This is a genomic window from Komagataeibacter medellinensis NBRC 3288 (genome assembly GCF_000182745.2).
GTDB lineage: Bacteria > Pseudomonadota > Alphaproteobacteria > Acetobacterales > Acetobacteraceae > Komagataeibacter > Komagataeibacter medellinensis.
In genome coordinates, this window is record NC_016027.1 from 1,064,624 (window position 1) to 1,085,795 (window position 21,172).

At 63.6% G+C, this 21,172-nt stretch carries 24 protein-coding genes; 6 read left to right on the top strand and 18 right to left on the bottom strand.

All coding sequences use genetic code 11. From position 1 onward, the window contains the following. The first annotated feature begins 165 nt into the window (after positions 1-165). Genes def through GLX_RS04820 form a run of 4 tightly spaced genes read left to right on the top strand, consistent with a single transcriptional unit; the run spans position 166 to position 2,612 of the window. Positions 166-696, top strand: coding sequence for a peptide deformylase (def, locus tag GLX_RS04805; RefSeq protein WP_014104887.1), 531 nt, complete (start codon positions 166-168; stop codon positions 694-696). Beyond that, positions 693-1,316: a COQ9 family protein gene (locus GLX_RS04810; RefSeq protein ID WP_014104888.1), complete on the top strand. Its 624-nt coding sequence runs from the start codon at positions 693-695 to the stop codon at positions 1,314-1,316. Before def ends, GLX_RS04810 begins: the two co-directional genes overlap by 4 nt. A gap of 19 nt (positions 1,317-1,335) precedes the next feature. After that, positions 1,336-1,878 (top strand): MarR family winged helix-turn-helix transcriptional regulator, encoded by a 543-nt coding sequence (locus GLX_RS04815; protein WP_014104889.1) that lies wholly within the window; start codon positions 1,336-1,338, stop codon positions 1,876-1,878. Next, positions 1,875-2,612 carry a response regulator gene (locus GLX_RS04820; RefSeq protein WP_014104890.1) on the top strand — a complete coding sequence of 246 codons (738 nt, stop codon included), beginning with the start codon at positions 1,875-1,877 and terminating at the stop codon, positions 2,610-2,612. Before GLX_RS04815 ends, GLX_RS04820 begins: the two co-directional genes overlap by 4 nt. A gap of 166 nt (positions 2,613-2,778) precedes the next feature. Here GLX_RS04820 and leuB read toward each other — a convergent pair whose 3' ends face one another. The 18 genes from leuB to ispH form a co-directional block, all read right to left on the bottom strand. Beyond that, entirely contained in the window at positions 2,779-3,897 is a 1,119-nt protein-coding gene (gene leuB / locus GLX_RS04825) for a 3-isopropylmalate dehydrogenase (RefSeq protein WP_041247189.1), read from the bottom strand. Positions 3,898-3,956: 59 nt separating this feature from the next. Next, positions 3,957-4,580 carry a 3-isopropylmalate dehydratase small subunit gene (leuD, locus tag GLX_RS04830; RefSeq protein ID WP_014104892.1) on the bottom strand — a complete coding sequence of 208 codons (624 nt, stop codon included), beginning with the start codon at positions 4,578-4,580 and terminating at the stop codon, positions 3,957-3,959. 2 nt (positions 4,581-4,582) lie between these two features. Then, a complete protein-coding gene (leuC, locus tag GLX_RS04835; protein ID WP_014104893.1) occupies positions 4,583-5,986 on the bottom strand; it encodes a 3-isopropylmalate dehydratase large subunit in 1,404 nt (467 codons plus the stop codon). A gap of 138 nt (positions 5,987-6,124) precedes the next feature. Beyond that, on the bottom strand, positions 6,125-6,520 hold the full coding sequence (rplS, locus tag GLX_RS04840) for a 50S ribosomal protein L19 (protein WP_014104894.1): 396 nt from the start codon (positions 6,518-6,520) through the stop codon (positions 6,125-6,127). A 31-nt stretch (positions 6,521-6,551) separates the two neighbouring features. Next, positions 6,552-7,298, bottom strand: coding sequence for a tRNA (guanosine(37)-N1)-methyltransferase TrmD (gene trmD / locus GLX_RS04845; protein WP_014104895.1), 747 nt, complete (start codon positions 7,296-7,298; stop codon positions 6,552-6,554). Further along, complete coding sequence (gene rimM, locus GLX_RS04850) at positions 7,295-7,846, bottom strand: ribosome maturation factor RimM (protein WP_014104896.1); 552 nt, start codon at positions 7,844-7,846, stop codon at positions 7,295-7,297. The genes trmD and rimM overlap by 4 nt, the downstream gene beginning before the upstream one ends. Positions 7,847-7,891: 45 nt before the next feature. After that, complete coding sequence (rpsP, locus tag GLX_RS04855) at positions 7,892-8,236, bottom strand: 30S ribosomal protein S16 (RefSeq protein WP_014104897.1); 345 nt, start codon at positions 8,234-8,236, stop codon at positions 7,892-7,894. A 57-nt stretch (positions 8,237-8,293) separates the two neighbouring features. After that, positions 8,294-9,688 (bottom strand): signal recognition particle protein, encoded by a 1,395-nt coding sequence (ffh, locus tag GLX_RS04860; protein WP_014104898.1) that lies wholly within the window; start codon positions 9,686-9,688, stop codon positions 8,294-8,296. 191 nt (positions 9,689-9,879) lie between these two features. Next, on the bottom strand, positions 9,880-10,395 hold the full coding sequence (locus tag GLX_RS04865) for a Spy/CpxP family protein refolding chaperone (protein ID WP_041247190.1): 516 nt from the start codon (positions 10,393-10,395) through the stop codon (positions 9,880-9,882). A 150-nt stretch (positions 10,396-10,545) separates the two neighbouring features. Then, positions 10,546-11,331 carry a phosphate ABC transporter ATP-binding protein PstB gene (gene pstB, locus GLX_RS04870; protein ID WP_014104900.1) on the bottom strand — a complete coding sequence of 262 codons (786 nt, stop codon included), beginning with the start codon at positions 11,329-11,331 and terminating at the stop codon, positions 10,546-10,548. After that, positions 11,328-12,218, bottom strand: coding sequence for a phosphate ABC transporter permease PstA (gene pstA / locus GLX_RS04875; RefSeq protein ID WP_014104901.1), 891 nt, complete (start codon positions 12,216-12,218; stop codon positions 11,328-11,330). Before pstA ends, pstB begins: the two co-directional genes overlap by 4 nt. 3 nt (positions 12,219-12,221) lie before the next feature. After that, positions 12,222-13,181, bottom strand: coding sequence for a phosphate ABC transporter permease subunit PstC (gene pstC / locus GLX_RS04880; protein ID WP_014104902.1), 960 nt, complete (start codon positions 13,179-13,181; stop codon positions 12,222-12,224). Between the two features lie 179 nt (positions 13,182-13,360). Next, on the bottom strand, positions 13,361-14,257 hold the full coding sequence (locus tag GLX_RS04885; protein WP_041247191.1) for a nucleoside hydrolase: 897 nt from the start codon (positions 14,255-14,257) through the stop codon (positions 13,361-13,363). A 59-nt stretch (positions 14,258-14,316) separates the two neighbouring features. Further along, positions 14,317-15,099, bottom strand: coding sequence for an ABC transporter permease (locus tag GLX_RS04890; protein WP_014104904.1), 783 nt, complete (start codon positions 15,097-15,099; stop codon positions 14,317-14,319). After that, a complete protein-coding gene (locus GLX_RS04895) occupies positions 15,096-15,824 on the bottom strand; it encodes an ABC transporter ATP-binding protein (protein WP_014104905.1) in 729 nt (242 codons plus the stop codon). The genes GLX_RS04890 and GLX_RS04895 overlap by 4 nt, the downstream gene beginning before the upstream one ends. Then, the gene (gene rnhA / locus GLX_RS04900; RefSeq protein WP_041247192.1) at positions 15,821-16,321 is read right to left on the bottom strand and encodes a ribonuclease HI; all 501 of its coding nucleotides are present in this window, start codon (positions 16,319-16,321) and stop codon (positions 15,821-15,823) included. The genes GLX_RS04895 and rnhA overlap by 4 nt, the downstream gene beginning before the upstream one ends. 50 nt (positions 16,322-16,371) lie before the next feature. After that, positions 16,372-17,343: a homoserine kinase gene (locus tag GLX_RS04905; RefSeq protein ID WP_014104907.1), complete on the bottom strand. Its 972-nt coding sequence runs from the start codon at positions 17,341-17,343 to the stop codon at positions 16,372-16,374. Positions 17,344-17,356: 13 nt separating this feature from the next. Beyond that, the gene (ispH, locus tag GLX_RS04910) at positions 17,357-18,358 is read right to left on the bottom strand and encodes a 4-hydroxy-3-methylbut-2-enyl diphosphate reductase (RefSeq protein WP_041247193.1); all 1,002 of its coding nucleotides are present in this window, start codon (positions 18,356-18,358) and stop codon (positions 17,357-17,359) included. Between the two features lie 240 nt (positions 18,359-18,598). Here ispH and GLX_RS04915 point away from each other — a divergent pair, with 240 nt between their 5' ends. Together GLX_RS04915 and GLX_RS04920 are read left to right on the top strand one after the other, a co-directional pair. Further along, entirely contained in the window at positions 18,599-19,177 is a 579-nt protein-coding gene (locus GLX_RS04915) for a hypothetical protein (protein WP_014104909.1), read from the top strand. A gap of 9 nt (positions 19,178-19,186) precedes the next feature. After that, positions 19,187-21,124 (top strand): OPT family oligopeptide transporter, encoded by a 1,938-nt coding sequence (locus GLX_RS04920; RefSeq protein ID WP_014104910.1) that lies wholly within the window; start codon positions 19,187-19,189, stop codon positions 21,122-21,124. Positions 21,125-21,172: the final 48 nt, after the last annotated feature.

A 21,172-nucleotide genomic window follows, 5' to 3' on the forward strand; every position in this document is an offset into this window, starting at 1 on the left:
GGCCATTCCCTTCGTGCGATTCCCAAACGGGCCGCACCTATATCACACTCGCGCCCGGCAACACAAATCTTTCTGCCCGGAAAGGACAGATGAATTTCGTGCTCCGCTTTGCGCGCCAACGCTGTCATATACATGTTCCCCAAAACAGGAAGGGTGTTTCCTTTCATGACGCTGCTCAAGATCGCCCGCATGGGCCATCCGGTGCTGCTCCAGCCCGCCCTGCCGGTTGCCGACCCGCAGGCCCCTGCCGTGCACGTGCTGGTAGCGGACATGATCGAGACCATGCTCGACGCGCAGGGTGCCGGGCTGGCTGCCCCACAGGTACATCAGGGCCTGCGCCTGTTCGTCTACCATGTTCCCCCCACCCGCAGCACGGGCGCGGATGATCCGCCCTGCCCGCCTGCGGCGCTGATCAACCCGGAACTGGAGCCCGTGGACGAAGAAAGGGTAGACCGGCTGGAGGGGTGCCTGTCCATTCCCGGCATGCGGGGCTGGGTGCCACGCTACCGGCGCATCGCCTATCGTGGTCTCGACGCGCACGGGCAGATGGTGCAGGGCGTTGCATCGGGCTTCCTGGCCAATGTATTGCAACATGAATACGACCACCTGAACGGCATTCTCTACCCCATGCGCATGCCCGATCTGGGGCGCATGGGATTTGACAGCGAAATGGCACGTTACGGAGAGCGCACATGAACCTTTCCCTCCTTGTTGCGGCTGCGACCTCCGCCATGGCACCGCCAGCGCTCCAGCATTCACCACAGGGTGATGACCTGCTGCGCCGGTTCCTGGCCGATCCGCGCGCGGGTAGCACGTCATGGACCCCGGCCCTGCTCCGGTCCTGCCTGGGAGCGGATGCGGATATCCTCTTCCCCGATGGCATGGCGCAGGTGGCCGAATCGTGCTTCGACCTAATGGACCGTGATATGCTGGCCGCAAGCGACAAATTCCGCAGCCGCAAGATCAGCCGCCGCGTACGTGCCGCCATCCTGTTCCGCCTGGAAGGGGCCGCACCCTACCGCGCGGCCATACGTCAGGCGCTGGCCGTGCTGATGGTACCCGGCCATACCCGCATCCTGGCCCGCACACTGGCCCGGAGCGTGAACGCCATATGGGATGCTGCGGCCGATACCTCTACCGGCTTCACCTTCGTGACCAAGCGCGCCACCCTGAGCGGTGTCTATGTTTCGACCCTGCTGTTCTGGATCGCACGTGGCGGCAACCCGGCAGCAGTCGAGGAATTCCTTGACCGTCGCCTGGCCGATGTCGGCCGCATCACGCGCCTGCGCAACCGGTTGACCGGCCGTATTGCCTGAGCGGGCACGCGTTTCCGCCATGGCGCCCCCCCGTCCACCTCCCACCCGTGGCACCGCCACGGGTGCAGGGGTGGAACTGCTCTTCCTGCGTGATGAAGACATGCGACAGGCGCAGGACCTGCTCATGCTGGCGTGCCGGGCCTTCAATGCGCTGATAGACGAAGAACTGCAGGTCCATGGTCTTGGACATGCCCATTACCGCATCATGCAGGCGATAGCCCTCCAGCCCGGCCTGGCCGTGGGCGGCCTGCTGGGCACGCTGGGCATTACCAAGCAAAGCCTGAACCGCGCACTGGGCGAATTGCTGACGCTGGGCCTGCTGAGGCAGCAGACCGCAGCACAGGACCGCAGGCGCAAGCAACTCTACCTGACCCCGCGTGGAATGGAGATTGAAAGCCGTCTTTTTTCCCTGCAACGTGAGGTGCTTCTGCGGGCCTACCGCAAGGCGGGCGGCAAGGCGGTCGATGGTTTTCGCCGCGTCATGCGCGGGTTGATAGACGAATCGGACACTCCCGGCGTATCCACCGGTGCCTCTCCCCTTCCAGACCGGAGTACCCCATGATCCAGACGGCCTGCGATGCCTCCTCCCCCCGTGACAGCATGATCGTTGATGCCCATGTGGTGGTAGTGGATGACGACCCGCGCCTGCGCCGCCTGCTGCAACGCTACCTGAGCGAACAGGGCTTTCGCGTCAGTGCCGCATCATCCGCACAGGAAGCACGTCAGGTGCTGGGCTTCATGCAGCCCGATGCGCTGGTGCTCGACATTACCATGCCGGGTGAAAATGGACTGGAACTGACACGCGAGCTACGGCGCGAAAAACATGACTTCCCCATCCTGCTGCTGACTGCGCGGGGAGAGCCGGAAGACCGGATCATCGGACTGGAAGCCGGGGCTGATGATTATCTGGCCAAACCGTTCGAACCGCGTGAACTGCTGCTGCGGCTCAAGGCCCATCTACGCCGATTCGTACCGCCCGTGCCCAGCAGCAACCTGCGTATCGTGCGACTAGGGCTATTGGAGTTCGATCCGGTACGCGGCCTGTTGTCCAATGCGGATGGAATCGTGCACCTGACAGGCGGCGAATCAGCGCTGCTTTCAGTCCTGGCCCGCCACCCCAACGAGATCCTGTCGCGCACCGAGATCGCAACAACGCTGGACATGGACGAAATTGGCGAGCGCGCGGTGGACGTACAGGTAACCCGCCTGCGCCGCCGCATCGAGCCGGACCCCAAGGAGCCGCGTTACCTTCAGACCGTGCGCGGCAAGGGCTACGTGCTCAAGCCCGGTCTCTGAGACTGTGGCAGATCCATAAAGGCGTTTCTGATGAAGCTTCTCTCAGAAGACCTTTAGGAAACACTGCCTTTTTAAAACCGGTTATTGTGCAACAGTTCTGAAATGCAAAAGGCCAGCATATCACCATGCTGGCCTTTTGTTGCACATCACGCAAAACCTCTGCGGTTCAGGCTGCCTTGTTCAACCGGTCCAGTTCAGCCACGACGGCTTTACCCATACCAGCGGTATTCACTTCCATTTTGCCCACGCTCATGATGTCGGGCGTGCGCAGGCCGTGCGTCAGCACGTTGGATACCGCCTGTTCGATCATGGCGGCATCTTCCTGCATGTCGAACGAATAACGCAGCAGCATGGCGAAGGAGAGAATCTGCGCCAGCGGGTTCGCCTTGCCCTGCCCTGCGATGTCGGGCGCGCTGCCGTGGATCGGCTCATACAACGCAGGCGTGCGACCATCCTCGCCCTTCGCCCCCAGTGTTGCCGAAGGCAGCATGCCAAGGCTGCCGGTCAGCATGGAGGCAAGGTCGGACAGCAGGTCACCAAACAGGTTACCGGTCACAATCACATCAAACTGCCGCGGGTTGCGCACCATCTGCATGGCACAGTTATCGGCCAGCATGTGGCTCAGTTCCACGTCCTTGTATTCGCGCTCATGCAGGGTGGTCACGACCTCTTTCCACAGCAGGCCGCTTTCCATCACGTTGCACTTTTCAACCGAGCACACGCGATTGTCGCGCTTGCGCGCCAGGTCGAAGGCGACGCGAGCCACGCGCTCTATTTCCGCTGTAGTATAGACTTCTGTATTGATGCCGCGACGTGACCCATCGGGCAGCGTCTCGATCCCGCGCGGGGTACCGAAATAAATGCCGCCCACGGTTTCACGCACGATCATGATGTCCAGCCCACGAATGACATCGGGCTTGAGCGTGCTGGCATCGAGCAGCGAATCAAATACCTTGGCCGGACGCAGGTTGGCGAACAGGCCCAGTTCCTGACGCAGCTTGAGGATCGCGATTTCAGGCCGGCGATCAAACCCGGCCGACGCCCATTTCGGGTCACCCACCGAACCAAACAGCACCGCATCTGCCGCCCGTGCCGCGTCAATCACCTGCTGCGTGATCGGCTGGCCATGCGCCGCCAGCGACGCGCCGCCCACCAGATCTTCGCTGATATCGAAACGGATGCCACGCGCCTGCGCCATCCAGTCCATGATGCGCCGGGCCTCTTGCATGATTTCGGGGCCGATGCCATCGCCTGGCAGAATCAGAAGCTTCTTGGGTGCGGACATGACGTTTCCCATCCGGATAATCTGTTTATGAACGGTCTGCTAAGGTGCGGCACCCGCCCTCAGTCAAGGACGATGTGCGGAATCCACGGCTGCGCCCTGGCACGACGCTCCTCAAAGGTCGTGATCTCCTTTTCATGCTGAAGCGTCTGGCCGATATCATCCAGCCCTTCCAGCAACAGCTGCTTGCGTAGCGGATCAACGTCGAACGGCACTTCCTTGCCGTCGGGGCGAACAATCACCTGCCGCGTCAGATCAACCGTAAGGCGGGAATTGGCACCCTGACGGGCGTCATCCATCAGTTCCGTGCAGACTTCACGCGGCAGCGCGATCGGCAGGATGCCGTTCTTGAAACAGTTGTTGTTAAAAATATCGGCGAAGGATGGCGCGATGACGCAGCGGATACCGAAATCCAGCAGCGCCCATGGCGCATGTTCACGCGACGACCCGCAGCCAAGGTTATCGTACGTAATCAGGATCTCGGCCTTGCGATACGGTTCCTGATTCAGCACAAAATCGGGATTTTCCGTGCCATCAGGCCGATAACGCATACTGTCGAACGCATGCACACCTAGACCGGAGCGCTTGGTGGTCTTGAGGAACCGCGCCGGAATGATCTTGTCGGTATCAATGTTTTCTTCCGGCAAGACGGCGGCAATGGCCGTAAGAATGGTGAATTTATCCATTATCAGATCAGCTCCCGCACATCAGTCAGGGTTCCGGTCACGGCGGCGGCGGCAGCCATGGCGGGCGATAGCAGGTGCGTGCGGCCACCAGGGCCCTGCCTGCCCTCGAAATTACGGTTGGAGGTAGAGGCACAGCGCTGCCCCGGCGTCAGCCGGTCGGGGTTCATGCCAAGACACATGGAACATCCGGCCTCGCGCCACTCGAACCCGGCATCGAGGAATACCCTGTCCAGCCCTTCCTCTTCCGCCTGCGCCTTCACGATGCCTGACCCTGGCACGATCATCGCCCGCACGCCGGGTGCCACCTTGCGCCCCGCCGCAACGCTGGCCGCAGCACGCAGATCCTCGATCCGACTGTTGGTGCACGAGCCTATGAACACGACATCAACCGGTGTGCCCGCGATCTTCTGTCCGGCTTCCAGCCCCATGTAGTCCAGCATGCGCTGCATCTGCTTGCGCCGCGCCGGATCGGATTCGGCTGCCGGGTCAGGCACATTACCGGTTACGGGAATGACGGTTTCAGGGCTGGTGCCCCATGTCAGCACGGGCGTGATGTCTTCCGCGCGCAGTTCCACCACACGGTCGTAATGTGCCCCCTCGTCAGCCGCCAGCGTCTTCCAGTAGGCAACGGCTTCGTCAAACGCTTCGCCCTTGGGGGCGAAGGGACGACCGCGCACGTATTCGAACGTGGTCTCGTCAGGCGCTACCAGCCCCGCGCGGGCGCCAGCCTCGATCGACATGTTGCAGATCGTCATGCGACCTGCCATGTCGAGTTCACGAATGGCAGACCCCGCGAATTCGATCACATGCCCCGTGCCGCCCGCCGTGCCGATATGGCCGATGATCGCCAGCATGATGTCCTTGGCAGTGACACCGGGACCGGCCTGCCCCTCGACCACGACCTTCATGTTCTTTGCCGGCTTCTGCAGGATGGTCTGGGTCGCCATCACGTGCTCGACCTCGGACGTGCCGATGCCAAACGCCAGCGCCCCCAGCGCACCGTGGGTGGAAGTATGGCTGTCACCGCACACGATGGTCATGCCCGGCAGGGAAATCCCCTGCTCCGGCCCCACCACATGCACGATGCCCTGGCGCGCGGACAGCAGCGGGAAATACGGCACGCCGAATTCCTTGACGTTGCGTTCCAGCGTCTCGATCTGGTTGCGGCTTTCGGCTTCCTCGATTGGCAGGGTGCGGTCGGAGGTGGGCACGTTATGGTCCACTACCGCGATCGTTGCATCAGGGTGACGCAGGCGGCGACCGCTCAGACGCAGCCCCTCGAACGCCTGCGGGCTTGTGACTTCATGCACAAGGTGCCGGTCGATGTAGAGGATGGCCGTCTTGTCCGGAAGGGTTTCGACCACATGGCTGTCCCATATCTTGTCGAACAATGTGCGCGGGGCCATCTTGATGTTCCTCTCCCGGACGGAAACAGGCCGCCATCACGCGCAGGATACGCACGCAACAGGCAGCCATAAAATCTTGCATAAAAACGGTTCGCCCGTTTCCACCATAATAGTGGGAAACGGGCGAAGGGTCGGCAATTACTCGGCGGCAGTAGCGGCTGCAGGGGCCGCAACTTCACGCTTGCGCTCGGCAATACGGGCGGACTTGCCGCGACGGCCACGCAGGTAATACAGCTTAGCGCGACGGACCACACCGCGACGGATAACCGCGATTTCGGCGATGGTGGGGGAGTACAGCGGGAACACACGCTCCACGCCTTCACCGTTGGAAATCTTGCGCACGGTGAAGTTGCTGTTCAGGCCCTTGTTAGAGCGGGCGATCACAACGCCTTCGTAGTTCTGCACGCGCTTGCGGGTGCCTTCGACCACTTCCACACCGACGCGCACGGTGTCGCCCGGAGCGAATTCCGGCACGGCGCGCTTGGCTGTCAGGCGGGCGATCTCTTCCGCCTCGTACTTCTGGATGATGTTCATGATCCGGTCCTCGTTCGATAGGATTTCATGTTCAGTTCAGCCGGTCCGCATCGACACGGATGCCTGCGGTCCGGGAAATGTCTTGACCTGTAACCACCCGATAGGCAGCCCACAGGTCCGGCCGACGCGCCTGCGTCACCGTCTCGGATGCCGCGCGCCGCCATTTGGCGATCGCGGCATGATGACCGGACAGCAGGACTTCGGGCACATCGCGCCCGTCCCATTGCGCCGGCTTGGTATAAAGCGGATATTCAAGCAGACCGTCGGAAAAGCTTTCCTCGACCGCACTTTCACCCGATCCCATCACGCCCGGCAGCAGCCGCACGCAGGCATCAAGCAGCACGGTCGCCGCCACTTCCCCGCCCGACAGGACATAATCCCCTATCGAGACCTGTTCAGCACCCGAGGCTTCGAGCACGCGCTCATCCACCCCTTCGTACCGCCCACACAGCACCACAACACCCGGACCCGCCGCATACCGGCGGATATCCGCCTGCATCAACCGCCGCCCGCGTGGCGTGGGATAGACCAGCGGTCGCCCCGCCAGGTCAATATCGGCAATGGCTGCCGCCACAACGTCAGGGCGCATGACCATACCCGCCCCACCGCCAAATGGCGTGTCATCCACAACCCGGTGCCGCCCCAACCCGTATTCGCGCATGTCGCGCGCTTCCACGGACCAGATGCCACGCTCCAGCGCGCGCCCGGCCAGCGAATGCCCCAGCGTGCCGGGAAACATGTCGGGAAACAGCGTCAGCGCCGTTGCCTGCCACGTCATGGTGCGTTCCCCTGCCCCGCCGTGCCGGGAAAGCATTCGACGGGAACCTCGATCTCATCAGGCAGGCAGATGGCCACCCATCCTGCGCCAACATTCACCACCGGTACACAGGCTTCGGTGAATGGCAGCAGGGTGTTGCCATCTGCGCCGTCGATTTCAAGGCTGGTGCCCGCGCCATAATCATGGACTGCCGCCACATGGCCAACCACACGGTCCGTGCCGTGTTCACGTACTTCCAGTCCGACCAGATCAGCGAAATAAAATTCGTCCTCATCCGTTTCGGGCAGGCTGGCACGTGGCACGTACAGCTTGCGGTTGACCATCTGCTGGGCGGCTTCGCGGCTGTCGATGGCGTGACCTGCCGCATCATGCAGCCGGGCCACGCCATTGCCATGCCATGACAGCCGCCACGGGCGCCCCAGGTCATCGACCAGCCCGGCATAGGTGGCCAGGTCTTCCGCCACGGCGGTATAGCTGTGCACATGCACAAGCCCCCGCACGCCATGCGGACGACCCACCACACCCATCAGGACATGATCGCGGTTCATGGGATGACTACCTGCCTTTCCTGCCTGTCTATCGCGCCAGCAGTCTTACGCTGCGGCTGCTTCGGCAGCAGCAGCGGCACGTTCCTGCGCACGCTTCTTGGGCGCGGACTTCTTCGGCTGCTCGTTCCAGGTCGGCTTGGGTGCCAGGCCTGCGTTACCAAGGAAGCGGGCCACACGGTCGGTCGGCTGAGCGCCGTTGGACAGCCAGTGGGTGATGCGCTCACCCACCAGACGCACGCGGTCGGCGTGGTCGGACGGCAGCATCGGGTTGTAGGAACCAACGCGCTCGATGAAGCGACCATCACGCGGGGAGCGGCTGTCAGCCACAACGATGTGGTAGTAGGGACGCTTCTTCGCACCAGCACGGGCGAGACGGATCTTGAGGCTCATTTAAGACTTCTCCAGACAGAAAAAAGACAAAAGAAAAACGGAAACGGCGTTATGGGGTCAGCCGAACGGCGGACGCCCGCCGCCACCGGGGGGGCGTCCCCCATTGGGCATGAGGGCGGACAGGCCCTGACGCATCAGGCCCTTCACCCCCAGTTTGCTGAACCGCTTCATCATGGAGGCCATCGCGTCATACTGCTTGAGCAGACGGTTGATCTCCTGCACGGTCGTGCCGGACCCGGCGGCGATACGCTTCTTGCGCGATGCCTTGATGATGGAGGGCGTGCGCCGCTCCTTGCGGGTCATGGATGAAATGATGGCCTGATGGCGCTTGAGGACGGAGGTATCAAGCTCCTTGTCCCCCAGCGCATCCTTCAGCTTGCCCATGCCGGGCAGCATGCCGAGGATACCGGAAATGGAACCCATCTTGTTGATCTGGCGGATCTGGGCCGCGTAGTCATCAAGATCGAACTTGCCCTGCATCATCTTGAGGGCAAGCTTCTCGCTTTCCTCATGATCCAGGGTATCGGCGGCCTTTTCCACAAGTCCGGCAATATCGCCCAGACCAAGGATACGGCCTGCGACACGCTCGGGGTGGAATTCCTCCAGCGCGTCCAGCTTCTCGCCCGAACCGGTCAGCTTGATTGGCGCACCGGTAATGGCGCGCATGGACAGGGCGGCGCCACCACGGGCATCGCCATCCATACGGGTCATGACAACGCCGGTCACACCCACGGCCTCGTTGAAAGCCTTGGCGGTATTGACCGCGTCCTGCCCGGTCATGGCATCGACCACCAGCAGGGTTTCCGCCGGATCGGTCTCGGCCCGGATGGCCCGGACCTCTTCCATCAGCGCTTCGTCAATCGACAGGCGACCGGCGGTATCGAGGATGACGATGTCATACCCTTCGCGCCGTCCCGTATCCATTGCACGCTGCGCGATCTGCACCGGGGTCTGGCCTGCCACGATGGGCAGCGACGCCACACCCGCGCGCTCAGCCAACTGCGCCAGCTGCAACTGGGCGGCGGGGCGCTGGGTATCAAGGCTGACCAGCAGCACCTTCTTGCGCTCACGCTGCGCCAGGCGGCGCGCAATCTTGCCTGATGTAGTGGTTTTTCCCGAACCCTGCAGGCCAACCATCAGGATCGGCACTGGCGGGGCAGCGTTCAGGTTCAGCGGAACGGCGCCCGCGCCACCCAGCGCGTCGATCAGAGCATCGTTGACGATCTTGGCGACGGCCTGACCGGGGGAGATGCTGTCCAGCACCTCGTGCCCCACGGCACGTTCACGAACCTTGTTAACGAAATCCTTGACGACAGGCAGCGCTACATCGGCGTCCAGCATGGCCAGACGCACTTCGCGCATGGCTTCCGTAACGTCGGCCTCCGACAAGGCCCCACGCTTGGCAAGGCCATCGAACACACCGGAAAGCTTGCCTGACAGTGTCTCGAACAACGTATTTCCCCAAAAGAGGACGCGCCACTGCGCGAACCCTCGCGAAGTGACGTGCCTGATTGTGGGCTGGATGTATCGCGCCCTATCTTGCCCTGTCAAGCATTACGCGCACGGGCATAAAAAAACAGCTGCCGGACACAAGCCGGCAGCCGTTTTCCTGATCCTGCTCCGCACGTGGCGGGACAGGTTCCTTATTTTTTACCATCTTCCGGCGGCGGGGCGGTCAGCGCACGCAGCTGCTCGTGCAGGCTGTCGATCTTGCCCTGCGTTTCACGGATCTGGTTCAGCTGATCCGTGGTCAGAATATCGTGGATGCGGATCGCGGTCTGCAGGCGGGCAGCCTCGTGCAACTGGTGCAACTGGGTAATCTGCTGCTGCAGGCCAACGATCTGGGATTCGTCAACCTTGCCCGGTGTGGCCAGCAGGTCCTGAATCTGCCGGTGAATCTGGTGCTCCTTCTCCATGTCTGCATGGAAGTCGGGGTGGCTGTCCTGCAGGATGGCCTTCAGCTTCTTGTGCTGGGCAGCAGTCAGCTGGACATTACCAAGGAAGGGCATGCCACCAAACCCGCCAGGGCCACCCATCATGCCACCGTTGCAGCCACCGGGCGGCGGCGGGGGGGCGTAGTGATGGGCGGCCATGGCCTGCCCGGACAGGCTTGCGAGACTACCGGCAACGGCGGCGGCCAGAATCATTTTCTTCATCATGGGAACCAAGTCTACTCCTGTTATAACTCGTTCTCTACCCTGCATGCCTCAGGATGGTCATGCAAGGCCTGCGAACGCAACGCTACAACAGACCAGGTGTTCCAATGTGGCCAAACTTGCTACAAAGTGTAAGGGGCACGGCCCCGCGCCTCAGCCAAAACGACCGGTTATATAATCCTGCGTGCGTTTTTCACGCGGGGTCGTGAACATGCGGTCGGCACTATCTACCTCCACCACCTCACCCATATAAAAAAACGCAACCTGATCGGCACACCGCGCGGCCTGCTGCAGGTTGTGGGTCACGATGGCGATGGTGAAATCTGCCTTCAGTTCATCAAGCAGTTCCTCGATCCGGGCGGTAGAGACCGGGTCCAGCGCGCTGGTCGGTTCATCCAGCAGCACCACTTCGGGGCGGGTGGCGATGGTGCGCGCAATGCACAGCCGCTGCTGCTGCCCACCCGACAGCGCCGCCGCTGAATCCCTCAACCGATCACGCACTTCCGGCCACAGGGCAACGCGCCGCAGCACATCTTCCACCCGCGCATCCATCGCCGCACGGTCAAGGCGTTCATGCAAGCGTACGCCAAAGGCGATGTTGTCATAGATCGACATGGGAAATGGCGTGGGCTTCTGGAACACCATGCCCACACGCGCGCGCAGCACGTTCAGGTTCACCTTGGGACCAAGGATGTTGCAACCATCAAAAATGACTTCGCCCGTCGCACGCTGGCCGGGATAGAGGTCATACATCCGGTTGAGCACACGCAGCAGCGTGGACTTGCCACAGCCCGAAGGCCCGATCATGCCCGTGACCTGCCCCTGTGGGAAATCAATCGAGATATCCCTGAGCGCGTGATTCGCCCCGTAATAGAAGTTCAGCCCCCGCACCGATATCGCCGTGGGAACGGAACTTTTTTCCGCTGCTGTCATATTCATTTCCTGTTCCGTCCCAGCCCCAGTCTTACGGTTATGTTTATGATGAGAATCCCGGCCGTAATAAGCAGCGCGCCAGTCCAGGCCAGCGCGGTCCAGTCATCATACGCCGCCCCTGCATACTGGTAGATGGTGACCGGCAGGCTCGCCATGGGCGCCGCGGGCGAGACCGACCAGTTCATGTTGCCAAGCGAAGTAAAGAGCAGCGGCGCCGTCTCGCCCGAGACACGGGCCAGCGCCAGCAGGACGCCCGTCGTCACTCCATCGCGCGCGGCGCGCAGACAGACCATCAGAATGACCCGCCACCGGGGCGCGCCCAGCGCGATCGCCGCCTCACGCATGGGCAGCGGCACGAGGCGCAGCATATCTTCCGTCGTGCGCACCACCACCGGCACCACCAGCATGGAGAGCGCCAGCGCGCCCGCCATACCCGAGAAATGTCCCGTCGGCACCACCACGATCATGTAGATGAACAGCCCGACCAGAATGGACGGGGCCGAAAGCAGCAGGTCGGACACAAAGCGCACCAGGTTAATGAGCCGTCCGTCCGTTGCCGTGAACTCCGCAAGGTAGATGCCCACCAGCAGGCCTATGGGCGCGCCGATCAACACGGCCAGGGCAGTCTGGATCAGGCTGCCGACAATGGCATTGGCAAGCCCGCCCCCCTGCCCCGGCGGGGCCGTGACATGGACCAGCGTTGCCCAGCGCATCCCCCCGATCCCGTTGCGCACCAGCACGAACAGGATGGAAAACAGCATGAGCAGCACCAGCGCCGTGGCAAACCAGCACAGGCCCGTTGCCACCCGGTCCACCATCCGCCTGCGCATGTCCGACAGGCTGTTACCCTGCCAGCGCGCGCCAACGGCATCCGTCATGTCCTGACCCGCCATGGTTCAGCCCACCCTGCCGGTACGCAGCAGGAAGCGCGAGCAGACCAGCGTGCCAAGGGAGATGAGCATGAGCAGGAACCCTGCCGCCATGAGCGAGGAGAATTTCAGGCTGCCCATCGCACTTTCCGGGAATTCCAGCGCGATCAGCGAGGCAATGGTATTGCCCGGCGAGAACAGCGACCAGCCGATATGGTTGGCATTGCCAATGACGAAGGTGATGGCCATCGTCTCGCCCAGCGCGCGGCCCAGCCCCAGCATGATCCCCCCCACCACGGAAGAGCGCGACCACGGCAGGATGATGCGGCGCACCACCTCCCACCGGGTCATGCCCAGACCGTAGGCGCTTTCCTTCAGCACCGCAGGGATGGACAGGAAGACATCGCGCATCACGGCGGAAATGAACGGCGTGACCATGACCGCCAGGATCATGCCTCCGGTCAGGAAACCGGTGCCATAGGGCGCACCACGGAACATGATACCGATACCCGGCACGCGGCCCAGCGTATGGCTGGCCAGCGGCTCGACATAATGGGCCATGAACGGCACCAGCACCGCGAACCCCCACATGCCGAAAATAATGGAGGGAACCGCAGCCAGAAGCTGGATGAGCGTGCCGATGATGCTTGCAATGCGCGCAGGCGCTATTTCGGTCAGCCAGACTGCAATGCCGAAGGCCAGCGGCACGGCCAGCATGATGGCCAGCACAGAAGTGACCAGCGTGCCGAATACCGGGGCGGCAGCACCAAAATGCTGCGTGACCGGGTTCCACGCGGTCCCCAGCACGAATCCCGGCCCGAAGGTTGCAAACGCGCCGCGCGCCCCCCACGCCATGACCACGACCATGCCGCCCAGCCCCAGCAGGATCAGAATGGCGGCACTGCGGACAATGGTGGTGAATATGGCATCGCCATTTCCCCTTTCCCCGCCGGTCAGGGTTGAAGGGGATGTTGCAGACCGATCCATACAGAAGACCTCCGCGCCGCCACACGCATCACAGTTCTCAAAACAAGCACCCGCAGGCGCACCGGAATGCCGGGAGCAATACTGGAGGTCACGCTGCTTCCGCAACCGTCATGATCGCCCATGGTGCAACTTTACCCCACATCGCCATTATTTTTTGCCTACCAGTCCCCTGCTAGCCCTTATCTGGTAGCCAGCAGCAGCAGGTCGCGCAGAATGCCGCGCACGGCATCGACTGAAAGACTTTCCAGCACCAGCGCGTTGTCATGCCCCGTCCCACGCACCGCCACGGTCATGCCGCGGGTGTAGGTGCCCTGGCGTTCGACGTTCACATGCGCAAGGTGCCCCTGGAAAATACCGGGGCTGAGCAACGCCAGCAGGGGCGTGACCGCCGCAAGACCGATATCAACGCCGCTACCACGCGCGCCACCATTGCGCGCGGCCACCAATTCGGCATGTACCCGTGCGGCCATGGTGGCGGGGCTTGCGCCCATGACGGCCAGTTGTTCCATCCATACCGCATCCGCCTTCAGGCGCTCCGTGCAGCCCAGCGGCACGATGGTCAGCGGCACGCCAGCGGCAAGAACCGTGGCTGCCGCCTCCGGATCGGCCGCAATATTGCGCTCGGCCACCGGTGTTGCATTGCCGCGCGTATGGAACGCGCCACCACTGAAGATGATCCCATCAAGGTGCGCCCCCACATCTGGCGCCTGCACCAGTGCCAGCGCCAGCGTGGTCAGCGGGCCAGCGCAGCATACAGTCGCGCCATGCTGCGGGCAGGCCCGGATGGCCTGGACCAGGTGTGCCGCCCCCAGCCCGTCATTTCCCGGCGGCAGGTCATGCCCCACGCCATAGGCCTGCACCAGCGTGCCGGGACAACCCGCCTGCACGGGCACATCCGCCAGCCCGTATGCCCGCAGCAGGTCGCGCGCATGGGCCATGGCCACATCCACCCGCGCAGCCTGGCCACTGAACAGCACCAGCACCGGACGCACATGGTCGGGCACCTGCAGGGCCGCAAGCAACGCCACCATGCCCTGCGCATCGGGTGTCAGATCAAGAATGATGGGGCGGGTCATGGGCATTCTGTCCTTGGCTTGGGTTGCGCGCGCAACTGGTGGTGGCGTGTTACAACAGTTCAGTCAATATCCGCATGTCCGGGCTGCCAGTACAATGCGCGCGCCAGCACCCGATCCACCGCCCACCATAATGACACGGTCATGGCCGCGAGCACGAGCAGGGCAGCGAACATCAGATCGGTCTGGAAGCGGGTATTGGCTGTCTGCATCAGGAATCCCAACCCGGAGGATGCCCCCACCCATTCCCCCACTACCGCGCCAATGGGGGCGATAGCCGTGGCCATACGTACGCCCGAGGCAAAGGCAGGCAGGGCAGCGGGCAGCCGGATATGCACCAGCACCCGCCAGCGCGCGGCCCCCATGGTGCGGGCAAGATCCATCCAGCCCGGTTCCGTCTGACGCAGACCATCACCCAGCGCGGACGTGACGGGAAAGAAGATGACCAGCACCGCCATGACCACCTTCGAGCTCATGCCGAATCCGAACCACAGCACCAGCAGCGGGGCCAGGGCAAACACCGGTACCGCCTGACTGAGCAGAACCATGGGCATGACCCACCGCCGCAGCGGTGCCCACAGCGCCATGCCGATGGCAAGCGCGCTACCCGCGCCAATGCCCAGCACAAGTCCCAGAAGGGTTTCTTCCAGCGTGGTCAGGCCGGCGGGGGCAAGCTGCGCGCGCTGGGTCCATAACGCACCCGCCACGGCGGCAGGGGATGGCAGCATGTAAGGCGGTACACCCCCCCACCGCGCAAGGGCAGCCCACACCCCCACCAGTCCCGCCAGCGTTACAGCCGGGCGCAACGCCACAAGGACACGCGCGTGCATGACCGGGCCGTTCATTGCGCCAGCATCCGTCGCAACACACCGGCCTGGGCTGCCAGCACGGCCGGATCATCCACCATGCGCGGCACCGGGCCGGGCGGAACATCAAGGGGATGTATGGTTGCGGGAAGGCCAGCCATGAGCAGCATGGTATCAGCCAGACGGCAGGCTTCCAGCGGGTCATGGGTAATCAGCACGACGGTGCGCCCGGCCAGCATGCGTCCGGCCAGATCCTGCATGCGCGCGCGCGTAATGCTGTCCAACGCGGAAAAGGGCTCATCCATGAGAATGACCGGGCGGTCTTCATACAACACACGGGCCAGCGCCACACGCTGCCGCTGGCCACCCGAAAGGGCCGCGGGCCGGGCCGTTGTACGATCCGCCAGTCCCACGCAGCCCAGCAGATGTCGCGCGCGTTCGGGTTCTGGCCGCACGCCACGTAGCCGTGCCCCCAGCATGACATTATGCACGACATCCGCCCACGGCAGCAGCAGGTCCTGCTGGCCCATCCAGCCAATACGGCCGACTAGGGGCTGGCCGTCCGAAGCCACAATGCGCCCGCGGCCGGGACGGGCCAGCCCTGCGATCATGCGTAGGAGCGATGTCTTGCCCACCCCGCTGGCACCAAGCAGCACCGTCATGCGCCCGGCCTCGATGCATAGATCCATGTCACGCAGCAGGGGTGCGCCACCAAAATCCAGCCCCACGCCCTCAAGCCGTATGGCCGGTGGCGGCAAGGTCATTTCCGTACGCGTTTGGGGTAGGCGATGCCCAGCGCATCACGCGCGGCGGTCGCCATCTGGTCCACACGCTCGTTGTTCACATCGCCGGAATGCCCGCGTACCCATTTCCACTCAATCTCGTGCCGCGCACTGATTTCAAGCAGCCTGCGCCACAGGTCCATGTTGGCTACCGGGTCGCCCGCCGCATTGCGCCACTTACGCCGCACCCAGCCCGTACTCCAGCGCGTGATGCCATTGCGCACATATTCGCTATCGGTATGAAGCACCACACGGCAGGGGCGCTTGAGCGCTTCAAGCGCTTCGGCCGCCGCCGTCAGTTCCATACGGTTGTTGGTGGTTTCCGCCTCACCGCCCGACAGTTCACGCTCCTGCCCCCGGTAGCACAGCAACGCCGCCCACCCACCGGGGCCGGGATTGGGCTTGCAGCCACCATCGGTCCAGATCTCGACCATGTCCGCGCTTTCCGGCGCGGCATCGGGGGGACTGGCCTGCGTCATGTCCTGCGAGTGTCCCAACGTGTCTTCCACCACAGTAATCCCCTCGTTGCTCATGGCACGAAAGACCCGCCCATACGGCTGGCACAGAATGCCATCCGCGCCGCGTAGTCCAGCGGGTCCTTGCGCGTGACCAGCGCATCGGGCGGGGTATGAATCCAGTCATACAGCCGTGTCAGCGTAAACCGGATAGCCGCCCCCGTAGCCAGTGTGGCAAGGGCCTCTTCCTCCGCCGCTTCCAGCGGGCGTATGCTGCGATAGGCATCCACCATGGCGGACGCATGCGCGGGCAGGAAACGCTGCTCCGCATCAAAGCACCAGGCATTGAGGGTGATGGCCAGATCGTAGGCATACCAGTCCGTGCAGGCGAAGTAGAAGTCGATCACGCCCGACAGCCTGTCACCCTGAAAAAAGACGTTATCGGGGAACAGATCGGCATGGATCTGCCCGCGCGGCAGGGTCGGGTTGTTACCGACCCCCGGCCATGCGGGCAGTACGCGGGCCAGTACCGCCTCGATTTCGCGCACAAGACCGGGACGGACCGCATCGCCGCCTGCACGGCAGGCATCAAGCAGGCCAGACCAGGATTGCGGCCCCATGGAATTGGGGCGCTCGGCCACGAACCCTTCACCCAGCAGGTGCAGACGCGCCATGGCTACGCCCACCTGGGCGCAGCGATCCTCGGTTATCTGCGCTGACCATCCGCCAGGCAGGAAGGTGGTGATCGCGGCGGGCTTGCCCGACAGGGTACGCAGGGTCTGGCCCTGCCGGTCGGCCACCGGCAGCGGGCAGGACAGACCGCGCCCTGCCAGATACTGCATCAGACCAAGGAACCATGGCAGTTCATCAGGGTTCACCCGCCGCTCGTACAACGTCAGGATGAAGGTGGCCTGTGTGGTCTTCAGCAAAAAATTGCTGTTCTCCACACCTTCCGCAATACCGCGGCAGGAAACGGGCCTGCCGATGTCATAGCCTTCGAGAAACGCCGCCAGCGCATTTTTCGACACTTCAGTATAGACTGCCATGGAACGATACGGTTCAGCCCAGCGGTGCCGGCAGCCGGAAGGCCACGTTCTCTTCCTTCACGGTGATTTCCTCGATCTCAAGCGTGAAGCGCTTGGCAAGGGCTGCCACCATTTCCTGCACCAGCGATTCGGGAGCCGAGGCACCCGCCGTGATGCCCAGCGTCGCGACTCCGTCCAGCGCCGACCAGTCCAGCGCATTCAGGCGTGGCACCAGCAGGGCGCGCGGGGCGCCCGAGCGCTCGGCCACCTCACGCAGGCGCTGCGAGTTCGAGGAGTTGGGCGAGCCGATCACGATCACCAGATCACAGCCCGGTGCGATCGCCTTGACCGCTTCCTGCCGGTTGGTGGTGGCGTAGCAGATATCCTCGCGTCGCGGTCCCTCGATCAGGGGGAAGCGATCACGCAGGATGTCCACGATTTCCGCCGTATCATCGACCGACAGCGTGGTCTGGGTAATGAAGGCAAGGCGCGAGGGATCTGCCGGCTGGACGGTGCGCGCCTCTTCCGCGTCATTGATCAGGGTGACGGCACCGGCAGGCAACTGGCCCATCGTGCCCACAACCTCGGGATGACCGGCATGGCCGATCATCAGGATATGGCGGCTTTCCGGCCCACCATCGGCAAAATGGCGCTCGGCCTCGCGGTGCACCTTGGACACCAGCGGGCATGTGGCATCAAGATACAGCAGGTTGCGGCGCTCGGCCTCGGCCGGGACGGTCTTGGGCACGCCATGGGCGGAAAAGACGACCTGGCCATCGGCGGGCACTTCATCGAGTTCCTCGACAAAGATCGCGCCCTGCGCTTCCAGCGCCTCGACCACGGTGCGGTTATGAACGATTTCATGGCGCACATAGACCGGCGCGCCGTAGCGGCGGATCGCTTCCTCCACAACACGGATGGCACGATCGACCCCCGCGCAGAACCCGCGCGGGCCTGCAAGCAGGACCTTGAGCACACGGGGCGGTGCATCGGTGGGGGCTATGGTATCGGGCGTACTGATCATCTGGTCGGGCATGGTGTTCCCCAAACATCCGGCGAGCGGTATAGGATACGGGCCGCGATCTGCTAGAGTTCCGGCGCCGGGATCCCGTGCGATGGTCCCGGCCCTACGCAAACCACGACAATGGCGCAAGCCATTTTCCATCTGAGCCTAACGTATTCTGTCATGCCTGTCCTCCCCCATCGCCCTGCCCGTATCCCCCCGCGCCGCCCAGGGCGGGATTTCATCCACACCTGACCTACCCGGAATACCTGCATGCTTCCTGCCCTTCCGCTACCGCGCCTGCGCCGCACCGCCCTGACAATCTGCGCCATGGCCAGCCTGCCCCTGCTGGCTGGCTGCAGCAGCGAATCCGATTCGATCGATTTTGCCCCCGCCTGCCCCGTGGTGGAAATTCCCGGAGAAGCAGCTGATTATTACCAGTATTCCGGCTCCGACCATGATGTGACGCACCTGGTGGCACGTGCCAGCCTGACGCGCGTGGTCGGATCATGCGAGCAGGGAGAACACCGCACCGTCATGACCAACATGAAGATCGGGCTGCATGTCGAACGCGGGCCGGCCTCGAAGGTGGAGGTCATCAATATCCCGTATTTCGTGGCCGTGGTGTTCAATGGCGAGATCAAGAGCAAGAAAGAATTCGTGGCCCATGTCTCCTTTGAAGACGGGCGCATGCAGGACCTGACCCATACCAGCAACATTCCCATCACGCTGCCCGTGTCGCGCCACATCCATAGCGACCAGTACCATCTGGAGGTCGGCTTCCAGCTCACCAAGGCACAGCTTGACTTCAACCGCGCGCATCTGGTGATGCCAACCTTCCACAAGATGTAAGGCAGCCCCTTGGCCGGACCTATCCTCCAGCGTGAACTGACATGGCGCGGCATGGTGATCGGCGCGCTGATTACTGTCATCTTCACTGCGTCCAACGTCTATCTCGGGCTACGGATCGGCCTGACCATCGCCACATCCATCCCCGCCGCCGTCATTTCCATGGCGGTGCTCCGGGTGCTGGGTCGCGGCACGATACTTGAGAACAACCTCGTCCAGACCCAGGCTTCCGCCGCGGGCACACTGGCCTGTGTGTTCGCAAGCCTGCCCGCGCTGCTCATGGGGGGGTACTGGCAGCACTTCCCCTTCCTTCAGGCGGGCGTACTTACGGCGGCGGGCGGTATGAGCGGGGTGCTATTCACCATCCCGCTCCGCCGGGTCATGCTGCGCGACGCCACCCTGCCCTTCCCAGAAGGGGTGGCCGCAGCCGAGATCCTGCGCGCGGGGGCGACGCGAGAAGATACGGGCAGCATCCGCGCCCTGCTGCATGGCGGCATGCTGGCGGCTGGCATAACATTTGCCTCTACCGGGCTGCGGCTGCTGGGCAGCGGGCTGAGTGCCACGGCCGTGCTGGGGGCGGCAGCGTTCCGGCTGTCCATCGGGTTTTCGCCCGCGCTGCTGGGTGCTGGCTATCTGGTCGGATTGCAGGGCGGCCTTGCCATGCTGCTGGGCGCGCTGCTGACATGGGAAGTGCTCATTCCCGCCATGGCGCACCTTACCCCACGCCCTGCCGGGCTTGATGCGGGAGCGTTCGCGCAGGTGCTGTGGCAGGAGAAGGCGCGTTTCCTGGGCGTTGGCCTGATTGGGGTGGCGGCCATCTGGACCGTGCTGCGCATGGGCCGCCCGCTGCTGGACAGCGTGCGGCTGCTGGTGGTGCGCGCACCCGTCAATGCCATACCTGAACGGACCGACACCGATCTTTCGCCGCGTGCCATACGGACAATAGCGGGGCTGGTACTGGTCATGATCGGGGGCGTGTTCTTCGTGTTTGCCCATGCCGTCGTGGCTCCGCTGCCAGCACTGGCCGCGGCCATGACGGGGCTGGCCTGCTGCGCGGGGCTGGGGCTGTTTGTCGCGGCCGCGTGCGGTTACATGGCCGGGCTGGTGGGATCATCCTCTTCGCCCATTTCGGGCGTGACCATCCTTGCAGCCCTGTGTCTGGCCTGCGTGTTCGTAGTGCTCCGCGCGGCCGGACTGTTCGCGGGGGCAGAGGGGCAGCACTTCACCATAGGGTTCTGCCTGTACGCGCTGACCGCCATCACGGCCTCCGCCGCCATTGCCAATGACAACCTGCAGGATCTGAAAACCGGCCAGATGATTGGCGCCACACCGTGGAAGCAGGAAATCGCCCTGCTGATTGGCTGCGCGAGTGGGGCGGTCGTAATCCCGCCGGTGCTGAACGTGCTGTACCAAACCTATGGTTTTGTGGGCGCCATGCCACATGCGGGCATGGACCCCACACAGGCGCTGGCCGCCCCGCAGCCTGCGCTGCTGCTCATGATCACCTCAGGCATTTTCCTGCACCAGTTGGACTGGAACCTACTGGCGGCGGGTGCCGCCGCGGGCTGCGGGCTGATTGGCATTGATGCGTGGCTGCGCCGCACGGACCGGGGCGGGCTGCCACCGCTTGCGGTCGGCATCGGGGTTTACCTGCCCATGCAGGTTTCCATGACACTGGCCACCGGCGCGCTGCTGGGCACTCTTGTCCGGCGGCTCAACCCGCAGGCGGGCAGCCACCGGGGCACCATGATCGCATCCGGCCTGATCGTGGGCGAAAGCCTGACCGGGGTGGCGCTGGCCTGCCTGTCCGCCCTGAGCGGGCAGGACAGTCCGCTGTCGCTCCTGCCGCGCGGCGTGCCTGCCCTTGTTCCCGACATGGCGGGGCTGGTGGTGTTCGTCATGGCATGCACATGGTTCAGTCGCACGCAGGTCCATCCCCCTACCCGATAAGGTAGCATACTGGGCATGGACGGCGGCGGGGGTTCCATGCCACCCTGC